The 14,850-nt window shown below is 65.5% G+C and carries 20 protein-coding genes and 1 tRNA gene; 17 read left to right on the top strand and 4 right to left on the bottom strand.

The window, feature by feature from the left end:
* Positions 1-41: 41 nt before the first annotated feature.
* Positions 42-428, top strand: a complete 387-nt coding sequence (locus tag B7495_RS10615; protein ID WP_088458038.1) for an MmcQ/YjbR family DNA-binding protein — start codon at positions 42-44, stop codon at positions 426-428.
* Positions 429-472: 44 nt separating this feature from the next.
* On the opposite strand, the gene B7495_RS10610 is transcribed toward B7495_RS10615, so the two are convergent.
* The gene (locus B7495_RS10610; protein ID WP_166788813.1) at positions 473-988 is read right to left on the bottom strand and encodes an SRPBCC domain-containing protein; all 516 of its coding nucleotides are present in this window, start codon (positions 986-988) and stop codon (positions 473-475) included.
* Between B7495_RS10610 and B7495_RS19345 the strand changes: the two genes are divergently transcribed.
* A complete protein-coding gene (locus tag B7495_RS19345; protein ID WP_240632199.1) occupies positions 987-1,394 on the top strand; it encodes an ester cyclase in 408 nt (135 codons plus the stop codon). The genes B7495_RS10610 and B7495_RS19345 overlap by 2 nt on opposite strands.
* Positions 1,395-1,440: 46 nt before the next feature.
* On the opposite strand, the gene B7495_RS10600 is transcribed toward B7495_RS19345, so the two are convergent.
* Positions 1,441-1,953: a MarR family transcriptional regulator gene (locus B7495_RS10600; protein WP_088456537.1), complete on the bottom strand. Its 513-nt coding sequence runs from the start codon at positions 1,951-1,953 to the stop codon at positions 1,441-1,443.
* Positions 1,954-2,025: 72 nt separating this feature from the next.
* Here B7495_RS10600 and B7495_RS10595 point away from each other — a divergent pair, with 72 nt between their 5' ends.
* The 13 genes from B7495_RS10595 to B7495_RS10535 all read left to right on the top strand — a co-directional run bounded on the left by B7495_RS10595 (position 2,026) and on the right by B7495_RS10535 (position 12,806).
* Positions 2,026-3,597 carry an MFS transporter gene (locus B7495_RS10595; protein WP_088456536.1) on the top strand — a complete coding sequence of 524 codons (1,572 nt, stop codon included), beginning with the start codon at positions 2,026-2,028 and terminating at the stop codon, positions 3,595-3,597.
* Positions 3,598-3,635: 38 nt separating this feature from the next.
* Positions 3,636-3,950, top strand: coding sequence for a hypothetical protein (locus B7495_RS10590; protein ID WP_088456535.1), 315 nt, complete (start codon positions 3,636-3,638; stop codon positions 3,948-3,950).
* A gap of 197 nt (positions 3,951-4,147) precedes the next feature.
* Positions 4,148-4,882: a hypothetical protein gene (locus B7495_RS10585; RefSeq protein WP_088456534.1), complete on the top strand. Its 735-nt coding sequence runs from the start codon at positions 4,148-4,150 to the stop codon at positions 4,880-4,882.
* A 107-nt stretch (positions 4,883-4,989) separates the two neighbouring features.
* A complete protein-coding gene (locus tag B7495_RS10580; RefSeq protein ID WP_088456533.1) occupies positions 4,990-5,244 on the top strand; it encodes a hypothetical protein in 255 nt (84 codons plus the stop codon).
* Positions 5,245-5,455: 211 nt separating this feature from the next.
* Positions 5,456-5,890, top strand: a complete 435-nt coding sequence (locus B7495_RS10575) for a VOC family protein (protein ID WP_088456532.1) — start codon at positions 5,456-5,458, stop codon at positions 5,888-5,890.
* Positions 5,891-5,896: 6 nt separating this feature from the next.
* On the top strand, positions 5,897-6,538 hold the full coding sequence (locus tag B7495_RS10570) for a helix-turn-helix domain-containing protein (protein WP_088456531.1): 642 nt from the start codon (positions 5,897-5,899) through the stop codon (positions 6,536-6,538).
* Between the two features lie 403 nt (positions 6,539-6,941).
* Complete coding sequence (locus tag B7495_RS10565; RefSeq protein ID WP_166789000.1) at positions 6,942-7,937, top strand: C4-dicarboxylate transporter; 996 nt, start codon at positions 6,942-6,944, stop codon at positions 7,935-7,937.
* Between the two features lie 83 nt (positions 7,938-8,020).
* Positions 8,021-9,355, top strand: a complete 1,335-nt coding sequence (locus tag B7495_RS10560; protein ID WP_088456529.1) for a phosphoribosyltransferase — start codon at positions 8,021-8,023, stop codon at positions 9,353-9,355.
* A gap of 82 nt (positions 9,356-9,437) precedes the next feature.
* The gene (locus tag B7495_RS10555; RefSeq protein ID WP_134479808.1) at positions 9,438-9,815 is read left to right on the top strand and encodes a hypothetical protein; all 378 of its coding nucleotides are present in this window, start codon (positions 9,438-9,440) and stop codon (positions 9,813-9,815) included.
* A 10-nt stretch (positions 9,816-9,825) separates the two neighbouring features.
* Positions 9,826-10,248, top strand: a complete 423-nt coding sequence (locus B7495_RS10550; protein ID WP_088456527.1) for a TadE/TadG family type IV pilus assembly protein — start codon at positions 9,826-9,828, stop codon at positions 10,246-10,248.
* Positions 10,245-10,637, top strand: coding sequence for a TadE/TadG family type IV pilus assembly protein (locus tag B7495_RS10545; protein ID WP_088456526.1), 393 nt, complete (start codon positions 10,245-10,247; stop codon positions 10,635-10,637). Before B7495_RS10550 ends, B7495_RS10545 begins: the two co-directional genes overlap by 4 nt.
* 53 nt (positions 10,638-10,690) lie before the next feature.
* Positions 10,691-11,332, top strand: a complete 642-nt coding sequence (locus B7495_RS10540) for a hypothetical protein (RefSeq protein ID WP_134479812.1) — start codon at positions 10,691-10,693, stop codon at positions 11,330-11,332.
* 373 nt (positions 11,333-11,705) lie between these two features.
* Positions 11,706-12,806, top strand: a complete 1,101-nt coding sequence (locus B7495_RS10535; RefSeq protein ID WP_088456524.1) for a DUF475 domain-containing protein — start codon at positions 11,706-11,708, stop codon at positions 12,804-12,806.
* Here the strand turns inward: B7495_RS10535 and B7495_RS10530 are convergent.
* Positions 12,803-13,186 carry a YciI family protein gene (locus tag B7495_RS10530; protein WP_088456523.1) on the bottom strand — a complete coding sequence of 128 codons (384 nt, stop codon included), beginning with the start codon at positions 13,184-13,186 and terminating at the stop codon, positions 12,803-12,805. The two genes, B7495_RS10535 and B7495_RS10530, sit on opposite strands and share 4 nt — an antisense overlap.
* 21 nt (positions 13,187-13,207) lie before the next feature.
* Positions 13,208-13,846 carry an MBL fold metallo-hydrolase gene (locus B7495_RS10525; RefSeq protein ID WP_088456522.1) on the bottom strand — a complete coding sequence of 213 codons (639 nt, stop codon included), beginning with the start codon at positions 13,844-13,846 and terminating at the stop codon, positions 13,208-13,210.
* A 157-nt stretch (positions 13,847-14,003) separates the two neighbouring features.
* On the opposite strand from B7495_RS10525, the gene B7495_RS10520 reads away from it, so the two are divergent.
* Positions 14,004-14,079, top strand: a tRNA-Glu gene (locus tag B7495_RS10520).
* Positions 14,080-14,229: 150 nt separating this feature from the next.
* Positions 14,230-14,790 carry a DoxX family protein gene (locus B7495_RS10515; protein WP_198415728.1) on the top strand — a complete coding sequence of 187 codons (561 nt, stop codon included), beginning with the start codon at positions 14,230-14,232 and terminating at the stop codon, positions 14,788-14,790.
* Positions 14,791-14,850 lie beyond the last annotated feature (60 nt).

Genomic DNA, 14,850 nt, shown 5'->3' with positions numbered 1-14,850 from the left:
GCGGCACCGTGCGGAGCGAGAGAGACTTCAGGAGGGTGACCATGAAGGGCGACACGCTGCGGCAGCATGCGCGTAACCGCGTCTGGGAGCTCCCGGGGGCCACGTTGGAGCATCCGTTCGGGCCGGATTGGGACGTCTTCAAGGTGCGCGAGAAGGTCTTCATGCTGATGACCGAGATCACCGGTGAGCCGATCGTTATCCTCAAGGCCGACCCGGAGGACGCAAGAGCTCTGCGCGAGCAGTACGCGGATATCACCCCCGGTTACCACATGAACAAGCAGCACTGGATCACCTTGCATCCCGACGGAACCCTGGAGAAGGATCTTGTCGACGACCTCGTCACCGAGTCCTATCGGCTCGTCATTGGGAACCTGCCCCATGCCCAGCGGCCGGTCGACCCCCGAACGTTCGGCCAGAGAGAACTGTGACCCCCTCGGGAGAGTGACGTCACCAGCACGCCCGCGACGCCGGCCTAGCGATGGATTGATGCCCGGCTCTCCACCCGGCTCTTCAACGATTGATTGAACGCGACATACCCTCCCGCATTGTGACTCTTCGCGAAGAGGCCTTCGAAGGGCCTGGTGAGGACGCCGGAAAAGGTCTCGGTGTTGGTTACCTGAGTGCTGCCGTCGGTCTTGCGGACGAGGGTGAAGTTGTGCTCGCCGAGGAACAGGGCCGCCCTGATAATCGTCGCCGACCATTGCAGTTCCTGGCTCTCGGTGACAGCGGTGACCGTCGATGTGAACCAAAATCCAGGCATGCGCATTTTGGGTCTGTTCCCGACTTCCGGGACCCCGTCCACACGAGAGAAGTTGCTCCAGTCGCCGTAAGCAGGGAAGTCGGAAAGGACGTCCCAAACCTCTTCGGGTGTGGCCGCGATGTCGATCGTGGGGCTGGAGCGTTCCGGTGGGGCGCGGACGTCAATCGGCAAGACCAGTTGGCCCTCACCGAGAACGACGATCGCATCGGAGAAGAAAACGGGAAACATGGACAACACCCTCGCCGTTTCTGACCGGGATGGGGCGAACATGCTCGTAGCCGACTGGGTCGCCATGTGGAACGGCGACGAAGCGATCGCCGAGGAGATCATCTCCGACGACAACCGTGTTCACGCCGCCATGTTCGATGGGGGCGACAGCGCCGTGGGCGGCGTCTCCGGAATGAAGGACCTCGTCGTGCAGATGGGAACCCTCATGTCCGACCTCGTCTTCTCGATCGACGTCGGTCCCCTCGTCGACGGCGACCACGTCGTGGTCCGTGGGGTGGCAACCGGACACTACGGCGGCGGCATGCCCGGGGGTCGGAGCGCCGGTGGGCAGGGTAATGACCTTCCACGGCACCGACATCCTGCGAATCGCGAACGATCGGGTCATCGAAAATTGGCTCAACGCTGACACCCTGGACCTCATGACTCAACTGCCGGTCGGCGCCGGCTGACCATCACTCGTCAGACGAAGACGAGGTGAGTGTCGCAGAGTGCGTCTGGAGCTCGTCTGCTGCGGCACGCAAGTATCGGCTGATCGCGGCCTGCTCCTCGGGCGAGAATTCGAGTGCGAGGCTGTCCAGGGCGGTGAAGAGCGGGGCGAGCTCTCCGAGGATGCGACCCACGGCGGAAGCCTGCGGCACTAGGTTGACTCGACGCCGGTCAGTCGCATCCCGGGCGCGCGCGATGTGGCCCGCAGCTTCGAGGCGGTCCGCCAGTTCGGTCGCCGAGCCGGTACTGATGCCCAAACGGTGGCCAAGTTCGGCCGGCCCGAGCTGGGTTCCTTCCAGATCCATGATGTGACCCATCGCCTCGAAGTCGAGGGCGCGCAGTCCCACCTTGGCGGCCAGGGCGTGCTCGAGCTGGGACGCGGCGCGATTCACCGAGCGCAGCGCCCACGACAGTTCTGCAGCCGACATTCTGCTGCGCTCGACCTGCTCCGCTCCCGGGATGTCGCTGTTTTTCGCCATGGCCACATCATAGTTGACATTTCCTTCCGTAACGGAGACACTCGGTAAAGGAGCTAAAGGAAGGGAATAGTCATGACCGCACTCCCACCCACCACTGCCGCACCGCACATGCCGCTCAACCCGACTCAGCTTCGTGGGCTGCTTGTTGTGCTCTGTGCCGCCCTCGCGCTGGTCGTTGCGGGCAACTCGGCACTGGCGATCGCCTTGCCCGACATCGCGATCGACCTTGAGGCTGACCAGTCCGAGCTGACCTGGATCATCGATGCGTACGCCCTGACCTTCGCCGCCCTCCTTCTCACTGCGGGCATCGCCGCTGACCGAGTCGGGCGGCGCACGATTCTCGTGATGGGCTTGCTGATCTTCGGGGCGGCCAACGTCGCGTCAGCGTTCGCGCCCGACCCCGGCTGGTTCATCGCCCTGCGGGCCATTGCCGGGGTGGGCGCCGCCGCGGTCTTTCCCGTAACCCTCTCCGCGCTCGTTGATGCGTATCCGCCCGAGCGACGAACCTTTGCCATCGGAGTGTGGTCGGGGGTCAGCTCTGCCGGCGCGGTGGCTGGCACGATCATCGCCGGTGCTCTCCTCGAAGCGTATTGGTGGGGAAGCGTGCAACTGGTGTTCGGCAGCGTCGCCGTTGCCCTGATCATCCCGGTACTGATGCTCGTTGCGCAAAATCGCAACCCGCGGCTTTCTCTCGACCCGTTGGGCGCACTCTGGTCGATCATCGCTTTGGCTGGGCTCGTCTTCGGCGTGGTTGAGGGCCCTCAGCGCGGATGGCTCGACCTCGTCACCCTGCTGGCGCTCGCCGTCGGCGCTCTGGGTTTCGTGGCGTTCGTCGTGCACCAGTTGCGTGCGAAAGATCCGTCGCTCGACGTGAGGCTGTTCGCCAATCGTGGACTGGCCGCGGGATCCCTCATCGTCACCGTTCAGTTTTTCGCCTCGCTCGGGTTCTTCGTGCTTTCGCCGCAGTATCTGCAAATCGTGTTGGAGTACACGCCGCTCGGAGCGGCTCTGGCCCTGCTCATCGTTCCCGTCGGCGTCGGCGCAGGCATCGGGATATCGGCCGCACTCGAAAGGAGGTTTGGTGCACGCGTACCCGGCTCATTGGGCCTGCTGCTCATGGGGGTCGGGCTCTTCGTCTGCGCAGCGGGCCTGGCCGGCGGGGTGGATGCTTCGATCTGGGTGTTGGGAGCCGGCGTCCTGGTGTTCGGCATCGGGTTTGGCATGGGGATCACCCCCGGAACCCAACTCATCATTGAGGGTCTCCCCGCGGAGCGGCGCTCCGTCGCGAGCGCCGTCAACGACATCACCCGCGAGGTCGGCGGCGTGCTCGGAATCGCCGTGCTCTCGAGTGTCCTGATCAGCTTCTACCGGAGCGACATCAAGCCGGCGCTTGACGGGATTCCCGACCAGGTGCGCCAGGTCGTCGACGCCGGCGCCGGTGCCGCGATCGGCATCGCCGATTCGTTCGGCCCGGAAGGCGAGGCCCTCGCACGTGCTGCCCGGGAAGCGTTCGCGGTCGGGTTCAGCGCGGCGATGCTCGCCGGGGCCGTGACCCTGGTCGTAGCGTCGATCATCACCTTCCTCATCGCACCCGCTCAGCACGAAGTCGCGACGCGTGAATTCCCAGCAGACGCCCACCGGTAGTTAACCTGGTGCTTACCTTGCGGGCTGAGGATTACATCATGATCACCATGACAGCCATCGTGCGCCCGGTCGAATCGCTCCGTAGTTTCCCGCAACTGGGCCAGAATCTTCGTCGGCACTACGAACACACACTGTTGTTTACGGATCAAATGTTCGTCATCTTTCCCGGCATCGGTGCGGTCCTCGTGACCGAGCACTCCAGCAGGTATCGATTCGACATCGTGGGAACCGATCAGGCAATCGCCGACCATCGCGTCATGAAGCTTGAGGCCTACATACTGAACGAAACCGGCGGTCAACGCATCCGGTTTGATTGGGCCAAGGCCGCCCACGTCCCTGTGCCCTTCCGGTAGGCAGCACCTCGCACAGGCGGACCGGTGTGACGGCCAGGCTCGAGGAACGAGCATGTAGACGACGTGCAGAGCACCGGACACCACGGCTCCCAGCATGAAGCCGCTCCGGTCGGTGCTCCGGGCTTTTGTCCTGTCAGATGACGGCCCCTAACAGGTAGCCCCTTTCCTCCTGTCCCGCCCGCGCGGATAATGAGGACATGGATGTGCCGCCGGCGCCCGGCGAGTTCGACGAATCCACCGAGTTGGAGCGCCTGCGGCGACGCGCGTACGGACGGAATGCCGACATCGCGGGGGATGCGGCGGCTCGGGCTCGGCTCACCGAACTGGAGGCCGCGGTCACCGACCCCGACCCTGACTCACGGGCGGTCACCGAGAGCGACCCCGCCGAGGGTCTGATCGCGGATTCCGTTCCCATCGGCGAAGCCCCCGTGGCGCCGTGGTGGCGGCGCCGCCGAAGCTGGCTGACGATCCTCGGCGGGACCATCACGACCCTCGCCCTAACCGCGGCCATCGTCGCGTGGATGCAGCCATCTGCGCCGGACTACGTGCGCACGCCGAACTACGCATTTCCCCCGGACGCCATTCTCGGGCTGGTGTCGGAGGGCACGGAGGCCGATGAGCCGAACGACCCGCACGGCACTCTCAACCGGCTGGGGCTGAATGCCGATGCGATGCGGCGCTACGAAACCTACGGGTACCTCACCGTCTGGAGCGGGAAATCTCGCTACGGTTCTACCTGCCTGCTCGTGGCCCATCCCGTTCAAGGGCTCAACGAGGGGATCGGTGCCGAAGCGTGTTCCCCCGACGGTGACGAGACCATCGCTGACCTAGCGCAGACGACGCGCAGTCTCACCCGGTTCGTGCTCAAGAGTGACCATGTCGATGTTTACGAGTACGTGCGGCCCGCGGAGCCGGGCCCGCCGCCAGGCTGACCAGACGCCGCGAGCTGATCCGGTCGACCGGTGTCCGCGTGCCCACTAGCGTGAGTGTCGGGGGATCAATGACCTGTGGTATCTCTTCATAGTCTCTCGGCAATCTGGTGCGCCGAGCGGGCCGGTCGAGCCGATGGCACTATCTGGCCGTCAGGCTGCCTGCGCCGCTGCCGCACCTCATCCTCGACGCGACCTCGAACAACAGGCTCGGCAGCGACCTGCCCACCGGAGTCGATCGCGCCCAGCGGTTGTCTCTTGAGCGAGGTTTCGACCGGTGGTTCCACCTGTATAGGCCGGTCACGTACCGGTCCGACGTGCTCTACCTGCTGCCAGCGCTCGTCGATATCGGGATGAACGGGTAACCGGGCAGGAGGTCGCCCCGGTTCCTTTTTTGCACGTTGCTCTACGTCGTGCCCGGGATCTTCGCGTTTGCCGGGCTGATGTCCATCATCGACGGCAGGTAAGACCAGGCCGGGCGCCCAACCCTTGACACGCTACTTGTTTTTTGCAAGTGTGGATGGTGTCCATCTCCGGACCCCTCAGTGATACCGAACCCACGAAAGGAAGAGCACCATGACTTCGATGTTCGTCAATCTGCCGGTGACCGATCTGGATCGCGCGAAGGCCTTCTACACGGCGATCGGATTCACCATCAACCCGCTTTTCACTGATCACAACGCGGCCTGCGTCGTCGTAGAGGAGGATCACAGCGCGATCATGCTGCTGGTCCGCGCGTATTTCCAAACCTTCACCGAGCTTCCCCTCGGTGACCCGGCCGTGAACCCGTCGGTGTCGACCGCAATCTTCCTGGACAGCCGGGAAGCGGTAGACGCCAGCGTCGCCGGGGGCGTCGCAGCCGGAGGCACGGAGGCGCAGGAGCCTTCCGACTACGGCTTCATGTATCAGCGTCAACTCACTGACCCCGACGGCAACATTGTCGAGTTCGGCTACATGGAGCCGGTCGCCGCCGAGCAGGGGCCGGGCGCCGTCCTGAACCAGCAGGCCTAGCCAGCGATGGCTGCACGCGACTATGGGCAGTACTCCGGTGTCTCCCGCGCCATGGAACTCGTGGGCGAGCGCTGGGCCCTGCTCATTGTTCGCGACCTGCTCGTTGGGCCGCGCCGCTATGGAGAACTCGCCGAGGGACTGCCTCGCATCCCGAGCAACATCCTGGCGGCGCGACTCAAGGAACTGCAGTCGGCCGGTGTGATCCGCCGGGCACCGCGCTCGCGCGTGATCGTCTACGAGCTGACGCCGTACGGCCGCGAGCTCGAGCCCGTTGTGCTGGCGTTCGGCGCCTGGGGCTTCAAGGCGATGGGTCAGCCGCGGGATGAGCAAGTCATCACTCCCGACTCGCTGACGATGGATCTGCGAACGACGTTCCGCGCCCAGGTGGCAGCGAAGCTGCCCCCCACCGCCTACGCGGCGCAATTCGGTGGCGCCGAGCTGCTCATCAGGGTAAAGGGCAGAACCCTGGACGTGACCCGCGGGGACGGACCAGCAGACCTCGCCTTTGTGGCCGGTCCGGACATCCACCTGCTCATTCTGGGTGAGCTCGCACCGGCTCGTGCGATCACAACGGGGGTGATCAAGGTGCTACATGGACGTGCCGACCTGCTCGACCGTTTCGCGAGCACCTTCAATCTGGTCGCCTGATCACGAGCGCGACCGCGTCGTCCGGCGTAGCTTGGGGGGCAAACGGCGTCACCTTGACCTGAGGGAGCTGAAGATGAAACGACGACTTCGATGCCGGCTCGGGTTGCACAAATGGGTCATCAAGCAGGACTCGCCGGACGCGCCGAGGTACCACGGCTGCCGCTTCTGCGACAAGATCAGGGACGACAGACAGCCCATTGCCGACCTTGGCGGCGGCTTTTGAGTCTCCGGGTGTTGCACCGAGTGCTTCAAACTCCGAGACTCGAAACCATCGGTTCGGTCGAGCCTCACTGTGACGAAAGTCCCGCTTCACCCCGCGTAGCGTTGACCGGGCGGGATCGACATGCCTGACGATGTGGGCACGACGCTCACCAGCCACGTCCGTCCGCGAGGAGACAACGCCATGACACCTGCGCCGAGGTCGCGCGTCCGCAGCACCCGCACCGGTCGGGCTCCGCTGAGCAGCCTTGGCATCCCGTTCGGGCTGTCCGGCCTGGCCGGCACCTGGACCATGGCCGCACACACCTCGCTCACGCCGAACATCATCGCCGAGGGAATGTGGATGCTCGCGGCAGCCGCCTGGATCGTCGTCGTCACGAACTACCTCCGGCGATCCGGTTATCACGGCGGCAGCATCGGCGAGGATCTCCGCGACCCCGTGCAGGGCCCTTTCGCGTCGCTCGCACCGACGTCGGCGTTGTTGGTCTGCACCCACTACGCGCAGTATTTCCCGCTCGCCGGCCGCATCGCCACGGGTGTATTCATGGTGATCGGCCTGCTCTTCGGCACCTGGTTTCTTGCTCAGTTCGCTCTCCGCGAGCGCAGCATCGACAGCATCCACGGCGGCTACCTGTTGCCCACCGTCGCCGCAGCGTTCATCATCGGGCAGGGGGCAGGCACGTTCGGCTGGACGTTGTTGGGCGAAGCGGCCATCGCTGTCGGTATCTTGTTTTGGCTGATGCTGGGCACGATCATCCTGGCGCGGATGGCGTTCCGCCCGGCGCCGCCCGACGCTCTCCTGCCGACCTTCGCGATCTGGTCCGCACCGCCGGCGGTCGCCGGAAACGCGTGGTTCGCGGTCAACGGCGGCCGCGTCGACCTGGTCGAGACGATGTTGCTCGGTGCCTTCGTCGTGCTGATCCTCGTGCAACTGATGATGCTGGGCACCTACTGGCGGCTGCCTTTCACCCTGGGGTTCTGGGCATTCACGTTCACCGCGGCCTCCAGCGGAACCTATACGGCACACTGGCTGGCGCTCTGGGGCGGTCCAGGCCACGCGGTGTGGGCGTGGCTCGCCACTGGGGTCGCCACGATGCTGATCGGGAGCATCGCCGTGCGATCCGTCGCCCTGCTGAGCGGTCGGACTGGTAAGCCGAGCTGGGCCGACCCGAAGCCGTGAGAGTCGGGCCCGTGTAGTCCGTGATGGTCGCACTCTGGATGTGATGTCTAGCGGCAGAGGGCGTGCGGGACGATCATGGGCCGATGGTGCTCTTCACTGATCGCGTGGAAGCCGGTCGTCGACTGGCCCTGCAGCTCGACTACCTGCGTGGGCAGGACATTGTGGTACTCGGCATTCCCCGCGGGGGAGTGCCGGTGGCGTACGAGGTCGCCGCGTCACTCGACGTCCCTCTCGACGTCATCGTCGTGCGCAAGCTCGGCGTGCCCTTCCAGCCCGAATTCGCGATGGGCGCCATCGGCGAGGGCGGGGAGCAACTCATCGACGAATCGACCGTGGCCTTGACCGGGGTGACCGACGCCGAGGTGAGCGCGGTCGAAGCTCGCGAGCGGGTGAACCTCGACGCGCGGGTCGAGCGACTTCGGCCGGGCCGCGACCGGATCCCACTCGATGGCAAAACCGTCGTGATCGTGGATGACGGGGTGGCTACGGGGGCGACAGCACGAGTGGCGTGCGACGTGGCCCGCAGGTTCGGCGCCGCGACCGTGATCCTCGCGGTGCCCGTGATCGCCGCCTCGACCAGGGCGGAGATGACCGGCGCTGACGACATCGTCTACCTGGCGGCGCCGGAGACCTTCTGGGCGGTCGGCCAGTTCTACACCGACTTCTCGGCCACCACCGACGACGAGGTCGCTCGGCTGCTCGACGAGGCGGCACGGCGGCTCACCGGGCCGTCGGGTGCTGGCGACTCGGACCTCGAGCCGGGGGTCGACGACGAGGTCGAGATACCCGTCGACACCGTGCCCCTGAACGGGCATCTGCACCTGCCCGCGTCGCCGACCGGCGTGGTGCTCTTCGCCCACGGGAGCGGCAGCAGCCGGCACAGCCCCCGCAACCAGTACGTGGCCGATGTGCTGTTCGAGGCCGGGCTGGGCATCCTCCTGTTCGACCTGCTCACGCCGGAGGAGGAGCTGGACCGGGGGAACGTCTTCGACATCGAGCTGCTGGGCCGGCGATTGGTCGCCGTCACCGGCTGGCTGACCGACCGGTCCGACACCGCCGGATGCCGGATCGGCTACTTCGGTGCCAGCACCGGAGCCGCCGCAGCCCTGTGGGCGGCCGGCGATGCCGAGACGCATACTGCCGCTGTCGTGTCTCGCGGGGGCCGGCCCGACCTGGCCGGAACGAGACTACCGCTGGTGACCGCTCCCACCCTGCTCATCGTCGGCGGTGCCGATATCACCGTGCTGGAGGGCAACCGCGAGGCACAGAAACACCTGCGCTGCGAGAACCGGCTGGCCGTCATACCCGGCGCCACCCACCTGTTCGAGGAACCGGGCGCCCTGGGCGCCGCCGCCGAGTTGGCCGCCGACTGGTTCGCCGGCCACCTGGTGCCGCCGAACACTGCGGAGCCCGCCTAGGAACCAAGAAGTTTCCCGATCAGAAGCAAAAAAGCGCCACCCGAGGGCCCCATGCCGTATGGTCGCCCCTGGGGGAACAACAATGAAGCTTCGACTTGCCGTGAAAGATGTGTCCGGGGTGGTGGGTGAGGTCGTCGTGACGGCGGATGTCACCGCCACGGTGAGCGACATCGCCAGACACCTCTCCAGCCGAACGGTTCGTGGAACACCGGGGCTCTCGGCAGACATGGCCGGCGCCCAGCCCCCTGGGCTGGCCCCGGACCTCACCCTGCGAGCGGAATACCCTGGCCTCGTCACCGAAGTCCGCCGCCGCGCCCGTCTGGTGCGCTCCACCGGAGACGCCGGCCTGAAGACCGTAGAGTGGATCTTCCTCGTCGTCGGCATCCTCGTGATCGCCGGTATCGTCATCGCCGCGGTGACGGCGTTCGTACAGGCCCAGGTCGGCAAGCTGCCGGGCTAAGCCGCAGACCATGGCCAGACGACCGCGTTTCCGCACCACCCTCACGGCGCTTCGTCGTGAGGGGGCGTCAGAGCGCGGTTCACAGACGGTGGAAGCCCTCATCGTGCTGCCGATCCTGTTCGGCGTCTTCTTCGTCATTGTGCAGGGTGCGGTGTGGTTGCACGCCGGCAACATCGCCCAGGCCGCAGCGTCCAGCGCCTACAACGCGGCCCGGCTGTATGACGCCGTGGCGGCGGATGGCGTGGCCGCCGGCACTGCTTCTGCCCAGCAGACCGGCACTGTGCTCGACGGTGCCGTGGTGGTGGTGGTGGATAGAACGATCACCACCGTGACCGTCACCGTCAGCGGCAACGCACCCACGCTGGTTCCCGGCTGGGACACCCGAGTGGAACGCACAGTGTCCGGACCGGTAGAACGGTGGATCACACCATGAGGCTACGTCGATGGCTGCGCGGGCGGCTGCACGGCTCCGGCGAGCGCGGCTCGATGTCCGTCGAGCTGGTGCTGATCGCGCCGGCGCTGGTACTGGTCATCCTGCTGCTAGTGGTCGGCGCCCGGGTGGCCCTGGCCGGCAACGCCGTCGAATCCGCCGCTGTCGCCGCGGCCCGGGACGCGTCGCTGTCCCGCACGACCGCCGGCGCCCAGGCCAGCGCACAACTGGCCGCGCAGACCTCGGTGGCGCAGTCCGGCCTCGCCTGCGCGGACCTCAGCGTGTTCGTTGACGACAGTGGGCTCAATGTTCCCCTGGGGGAGGTAGGCACCGTGAGCGCCATCACCACCACGGCGAGCTCGCCCGTGGACGCCTTCCGGGAACGACCATGACTTCTCGCCGACTCATCGCATCTGATGTACTTCCAGTCCTTCAAAGGAGCACCATGACCACGCTGATCACCCCGATGTCAATCAGTCAGAAGCGCACGTTTGGCCTTTTGGGCTCGTCCCTGGTGGCCGCAGTGATTCTGGCAGGTTGTTCGAGCCCGGCGCCACAGGCTGCGCCGACCCCTGAAGCCACCGCCGCGACAGCTACTCCACAGAGCTCGGCGGCTCCCGCGCCGACACCCACCTCAGCGGCTGCTCCCACGAGCGAGTCTGAGGCTGTGGTCGCGGCCGAGGCGACCCTCGCTCAGTTCGTCCAGATCATGAACGCTGTTATTGCGGAGAAGGGAGTTTCACCCGAGCGAATCAACGCGGTTGCAGTCCCTCCAGCAAATACCTCTGTCATCACCACGGCTCAAGCCATCGCCGATCAGGGCTACGTGGTCACCGGGGGAATCACCAGCACCGTAGAGGACTCATATTCTGGGGGCCTGGAAGCGGATGGGACGACCGTCCCCTTCGGATCTGTGATGGTCACCACCTGCTACGACAGCTCCACCCGAACGGTCACCCTGCCCAGCGGGGAGGCTGCACCCCAGCCACCGAACCCGCGTGGTTTGTCGACAATAACTGTCGTATATAGCCCCGCCGCGGGTGCCTGGTTTGTGAGGTCGTTGGAGGACACAGGTGAAGCTTGCTAAACAACAGACGTCTGCTCCTCCTCACCTTGCTCAATGGAGCACTCGTTGCAGGAGCAGTTGCCGGCGCTCCCATCGCGGCCTTCGCCGAGACCGCACCCGGTCTTCACTGCAACGAGTTCGGGAGGAGATCACCGGAGCCGTCCTGGACGCCGCCGACGAGCTTGCCGCGCGGGCCCGGATCTCGGGCGTCGCCGACAGTGCTGTCCTCGCCGCGAGCGCGCGCGGGCTCGTCGAGCCTGTACCGTTGGTCGAGCCTGCGGCGTTAGTCGAGCCTGTCGAGACCCGGTGAGACAGGTCAAAAAACTGCATCGTCGCGCAAAATTTGTCAGAAAGGATGCGGAGAGCCCGAACGGGTGATCCCAACCAAGTCAGCATGAAAACCTTCTTCCACCACTTCTCGTGGTCGCTCATCGTGTCCTTGATAGCGCTCGTCATCGCGCTGGTTTACGGCGGCTGGGCTGCGGTTGCCCTCTGCGTGATCCTTGGGCTGATGGAGATCTCGCTGTCATTCGACAACGCGGTTGTCAATGCCAGGGTGCTGGAGAAAATGTCGGAATTCTGGCAGAAGATCTTCCTCACGATCGGCATCCTCATCGCCGTCGTGGGGATGCGCCTGATCATGCCGCTCATCCTGGTGTCCGCAACCACGGGTCTGTCTTTCGGCGAGGTCATCACCCTGGCCCTGCAGAAGGGTGACCCGGCCACCGTCGGCACCTACGGCCACTATCTGCACGATGCCCACCCGCAGATTGCGGCCTTCGGCGGAATGTTCCTGCTCATGCTGTTTCTGGACTTCATTTTCGAAGAGCGGGACATCACCTGGCTCAGCTGGTTGGAGAAGCCGCTCGCACGGGTTGGAAAGCTCGATTCCTTGTCCTACGTTGTCGCGCTCGCAGCCCTGCTGGGCGGAGCTGCCATTGCCGACGATGCCTCTGTGGTCCTTGTTGCCGGCGTGCTCGGCCTCATCACGTACGTTCTGGTGAACGGACTCGGGTCATTGTTCGAGGGCAGCGACGCGGCCGAGGCAGTGTCGGACACCACACGCGGCGGCGCGTCCACGCTTGCCGTGCTCACCGGCCGGGCAGCGTTCTTTTCTTTCCTCTACCTCGAAGTCCTCGACGCCTCTTTCTCGTTCGATGGCGTCATCGGCGCGTTCGCAATCACCGCGGACCCGATTATCATCCTGCTCGGTCTCGGTCTGATCGGCGCGATGTTCGTCCGATCGCTCACCATCTTCCTGGTGCGCCAGGGCACCCTCAACGACTACATCTACCTCGACCATGGCGCCCACTGGGCCATCGGTGCGCTCGCGGGCATCCTGCTTCTGAGTATCGGTTTTGAGATCCCGGAGATCGTCACGGGTCTCATCGGGGTGTTCCTGATCTGCGCGGCCTTCCTCTCGTCGGTTCTCGTGAACCGGCGCGAATCGGCCGAAACCCTGGTCAAGGCCCCTGAACTCGTCGACAGTCCCTAGCGTCGGTTCTCGCCGCGCCAGCGACCGTCGTGGAAGGCCAGGGCCGCCGGGCGCACCTCGACGACTCCGTAAAGTGCGGCAGGGCACTTCTCCGCCCATTCCAGCGCGGCGGCCCGGTTCGGCACGTCGATCACGAAGCAGCCGGACAGGGATTCGACGGCGTCGATGAATGGACCGTCGCGCACCTCCCTGCTGCCGCCGCGGAGCGTCACCGTGGTTGACTCCGCGGCGGGCCTGAAGATATCCGCTGCGACCAACGCGCCCGATTCCTGTAACGACGCCGCGTACGCGTCGAACAGCTCCCGAAACGGCGGCAGCTCCTCCTCGGAGATATCGCCCTCCCTGGTCTCAGCCTTGATGATGAGCAACGAGAAGCGCATGAGATCTCCTTCGATATGCGGTTACAGGTCGAGCGATTCGTGGGGTTCGAGCGGGAAGAAGGTGCCGCCGTTCTGTTCCGTGGCGGACTTGATGCGGGAGCCGGCGAGGTCCTTGCCGCTCCGCGACAAACCCATCTCGTGGGTCGGAAAGCTGCGCACCGGCTTGATCGCGAGAACGTAGTCGATGACCTCGCTGATCTTCAGCCACGGCGCCCCTGCCGGGACGGCCAGGGTCTTCACCGTGACTCCCTCGGGGATGGTGAACGCATCACCGGGGTAGAACAGCTCGTCGTTCACGAGCACCCCCACGTTGTCGATCACCGGGATGGACGAGTGGATCACGGCGTGCTTCTGGCCGAAGAACCGCAGCGTGAACGGGCCCGCCTCAACGGTGTCTCCCTCGGCGACCACTGTCACGGCGATGTCACCGGCCGCCGCGGCGACACCGGTCGGCCCGTAGATGGGAACGCCGGGGTTCATGGCCAACACCCGGTTCAACTGCTCGGGTGTCCAGTGGTCGGCGTGCTCGTGGGTGATCACGATCGCGGCCGCATTGGCGGTCTCGGTCAGCGCGGTGGTGAACGAGCCGGGATCGATGAACAGCTTCTGCCCTGAGGCTTCGAGGACGAGTGCGGCGTGTTCGAGTTTGGTCAACTTCATGTCTCGAGCTAATACCCAAACCAGACCGCGGGCAACGCGCGACACGCGCATCCTGCGAGCACCCGCACCCGCACCCGCACCCCGCACGACGCGCGGACGACGCGCTCGATTTGAACTCGGTAACCAGGCTGTGGCATACTCGTGAAGTTGCAAAAACGGCCCCATCGTTTAGCGGCCTAGGACACCGCCCTCTCACGGCGGTAACACCGGTTCGAATCCGGTTGGGGTCACCAACGCCCGGCCTCCTTCTCACGAAGGAGGCCGGGCATTTTTGTTTTGGGACGTTCGACCCTGTCGTTGCTGAACGCCGGCTGGGAATCTGGGACTCACAGCCCACTGTCAGACGACACGGGCGACACCAATCGACCCAGAGGAAACCTCCCATGGCCACCAGCACCACTCGCGGGGCAGCGGTCACCGCCCCCGCCGCGACGACCGGCACCACCCTGCTCCAGCGTCGAACCCTCGCGGTGCTGCGACTGGCCATCGGATTCATCTTCCTCTGGGCGTTCCTCGACAAGACCTTCGGTTTGGGCTTCTCCACTCCCGCCGAGCGTGCCTGGCTCAACGGTGGAACCCCGGCGCAGGGCTTCCTGAACAGCCCCGGCGTCACCGGGCCGCTGCAGCCCTTCTTCGTCGGAATCGCCAGCCCGCTGGTGGACTTCCTCTTCATGCTCGGCATGATCGCCGTGGGACTCGCCGTCATGCTCGGTGTGGGTCTGCGGGTCAGCGCCGTTGCCGGCAGCCTCATCATGGTCTTCATGTACCTGGCCGAGTGGCCCTTCGCCGCCGGCGCGGCCTCGACCAACCCGCTGGTGGACTACCACATCATCTACGCGCTGGCTCTGATCGTCGTCGCCGTCTTCGCGGCCGGCGACACGTGGGGCTTCGGCAAGACCTGGAAGGCACTGCCGATCGTGCAGAAGTACACCTGGCTGATCTAGCCAGTCAGCACGCAGAAGTACCTGGCCGGCCGCCCCTCGGGGTGGCCGGTTCTGTTCTGC

Origin of the sequence: Cryobacterium sp. LW097 (assembly GCF_002205495.2) — a bacterium.
Classification (GTDB): Bacteria; Actinomycetota; Actinomycetes; order Actinomycetales; family Microbacteriaceae; genus Cryobacterium; species Cryobacterium zongtaii.
This window is presented reverse-complemented; position numbering and strand designations above follow the sequence as displayed.

Excerpts from the sequence above, each read along its gene's own strand:
- B7495_RS10615 (WP_088458038.1), top strand. The coding sequence starts at position 42 with ATGAAGGGCGACACGCTGCGGCAGCATGCGCGTAACCGCGTCTGGGAG.
- B7495_RS19345 (WP_240632199.1), top strand. The coding sequence starts at position 987 with ATGGACAACACCCTCGCCGTTTCTGACCGGGATGGGGCGAACATGCTC.
- B7495_RS10610 (WP_166788813.1), bottom strand. The coding sequence starts at position 988 with ATGTTTCCCGTTTTCTTCTCCGATGCGATCGTCGTTCTCGGTGAGGGC.
- B7495_RS10600 (WP_088456537.1), bottom strand. The coding sequence starts at position 1,953 with ATGGCGAAAAACAGCGACATCCCGGGAGCGGAGCAGGTCGAGCGCAGC.
- B7495_RS10595 (WP_088456536.1), top strand. The coding sequence starts at position 2,026 with ATGACCGCACTCCCACCCACCACTGCCGCACCGCACATGCCGCTCAAC.
- B7495_RS10590 (WP_088456535.1), top strand. The coding sequence starts at position 3,636 with ATGATCACCATGACAGCCATCGTGCGCCCGGTCGAATCGCTCCGTAGT.
- B7495_RS10585 (WP_088456534.1), top strand. The coding sequence starts at position 4,148 with ATGGATGTGCCGCCGGCGCCCGGCGAGTTCGACGAATCCACCGAGTTG.
- B7495_RS10575 (WP_088456532.1), top strand. The coding sequence starts at position 5,456 with ATGACTTCGATGTTCGTCAATCTGCCGGTGACCGATCTGGATCGCGCG.
- B7495_RS10570 (WP_088456531.1), top strand. The coding sequence starts at position 5,897 with ATGGCTGCACGCGACTATGGGCAGTACTCCGGTGTCTCCCGCGCCATG.
- B7495_RS10565 (WP_166789000.1), top strand. The coding sequence starts at position 6,942 with ATGACACCTGCGCCGAGGTCGCGCGTCCGCAGCACCCGCACCGGTCGG.
- B7495_RS10560 (WP_088456529.1), top strand. The coding sequence starts at position 8,021 with ATGGTGCTCTTCACTGATCGCGTGGAAGCCGGTCGTCGACTGGCCCTG.
- B7495_RS10555 (WP_134479808.1), top strand. The coding sequence starts at position 9,438 with ATGAAGCTTCGACTTGCCGTGAAAGATGTGTCCGGGGTGGTGGGTGAG.
- B7495_RS10550 (WP_088456527.1), top strand. The coding sequence starts at position 9,826 with ATGGCCAGACGACCGCGTTTCCGCACCACCCTCACGGCGCTTCGTCGT.
- B7495_RS10545 (WP_088456526.1), top strand. The coding sequence starts at position 10,245 with ATGAGGCTACGTCGATGGCTGCGCGGGCGGCTGCACGGCTCCGGCGAG.
- B7495_RS10540 (WP_134479812.1), top strand. The coding sequence starts at position 10,691 with ATGACCACGCTGATCACCCCGATGTCAATCAGTCAGAAGCGCACGTTT.
- B7495_RS10535 (WP_088456524.1), top strand. The coding sequence starts at position 11,706 with ATGAAAACCTTCTTCCACCACTTCTCGTGGTCGCTCATCGTGTCCTTG.
- B7495_RS10530 (WP_088456523.1), bottom strand. The coding sequence starts at position 13,186 with ATGCGCTTCTCGTTGCTCATCATCAAGGCTGAGACCAGGGAGGGCGAT.
- B7495_RS10525 (WP_088456522.1), bottom strand. The coding sequence starts at position 13,846 with ATGAAGTTGACCAAACTCGAACACGCCGCACTCGTCCTCGAAGCCTCA.
- B7495_RS10515 (WP_198415728.1), top strand. The coding sequence starts at position 14,230 with ATGGCCACCAGCACCACTCGCGGGGCAGCGGTCACCGCCCCCGCCGCG.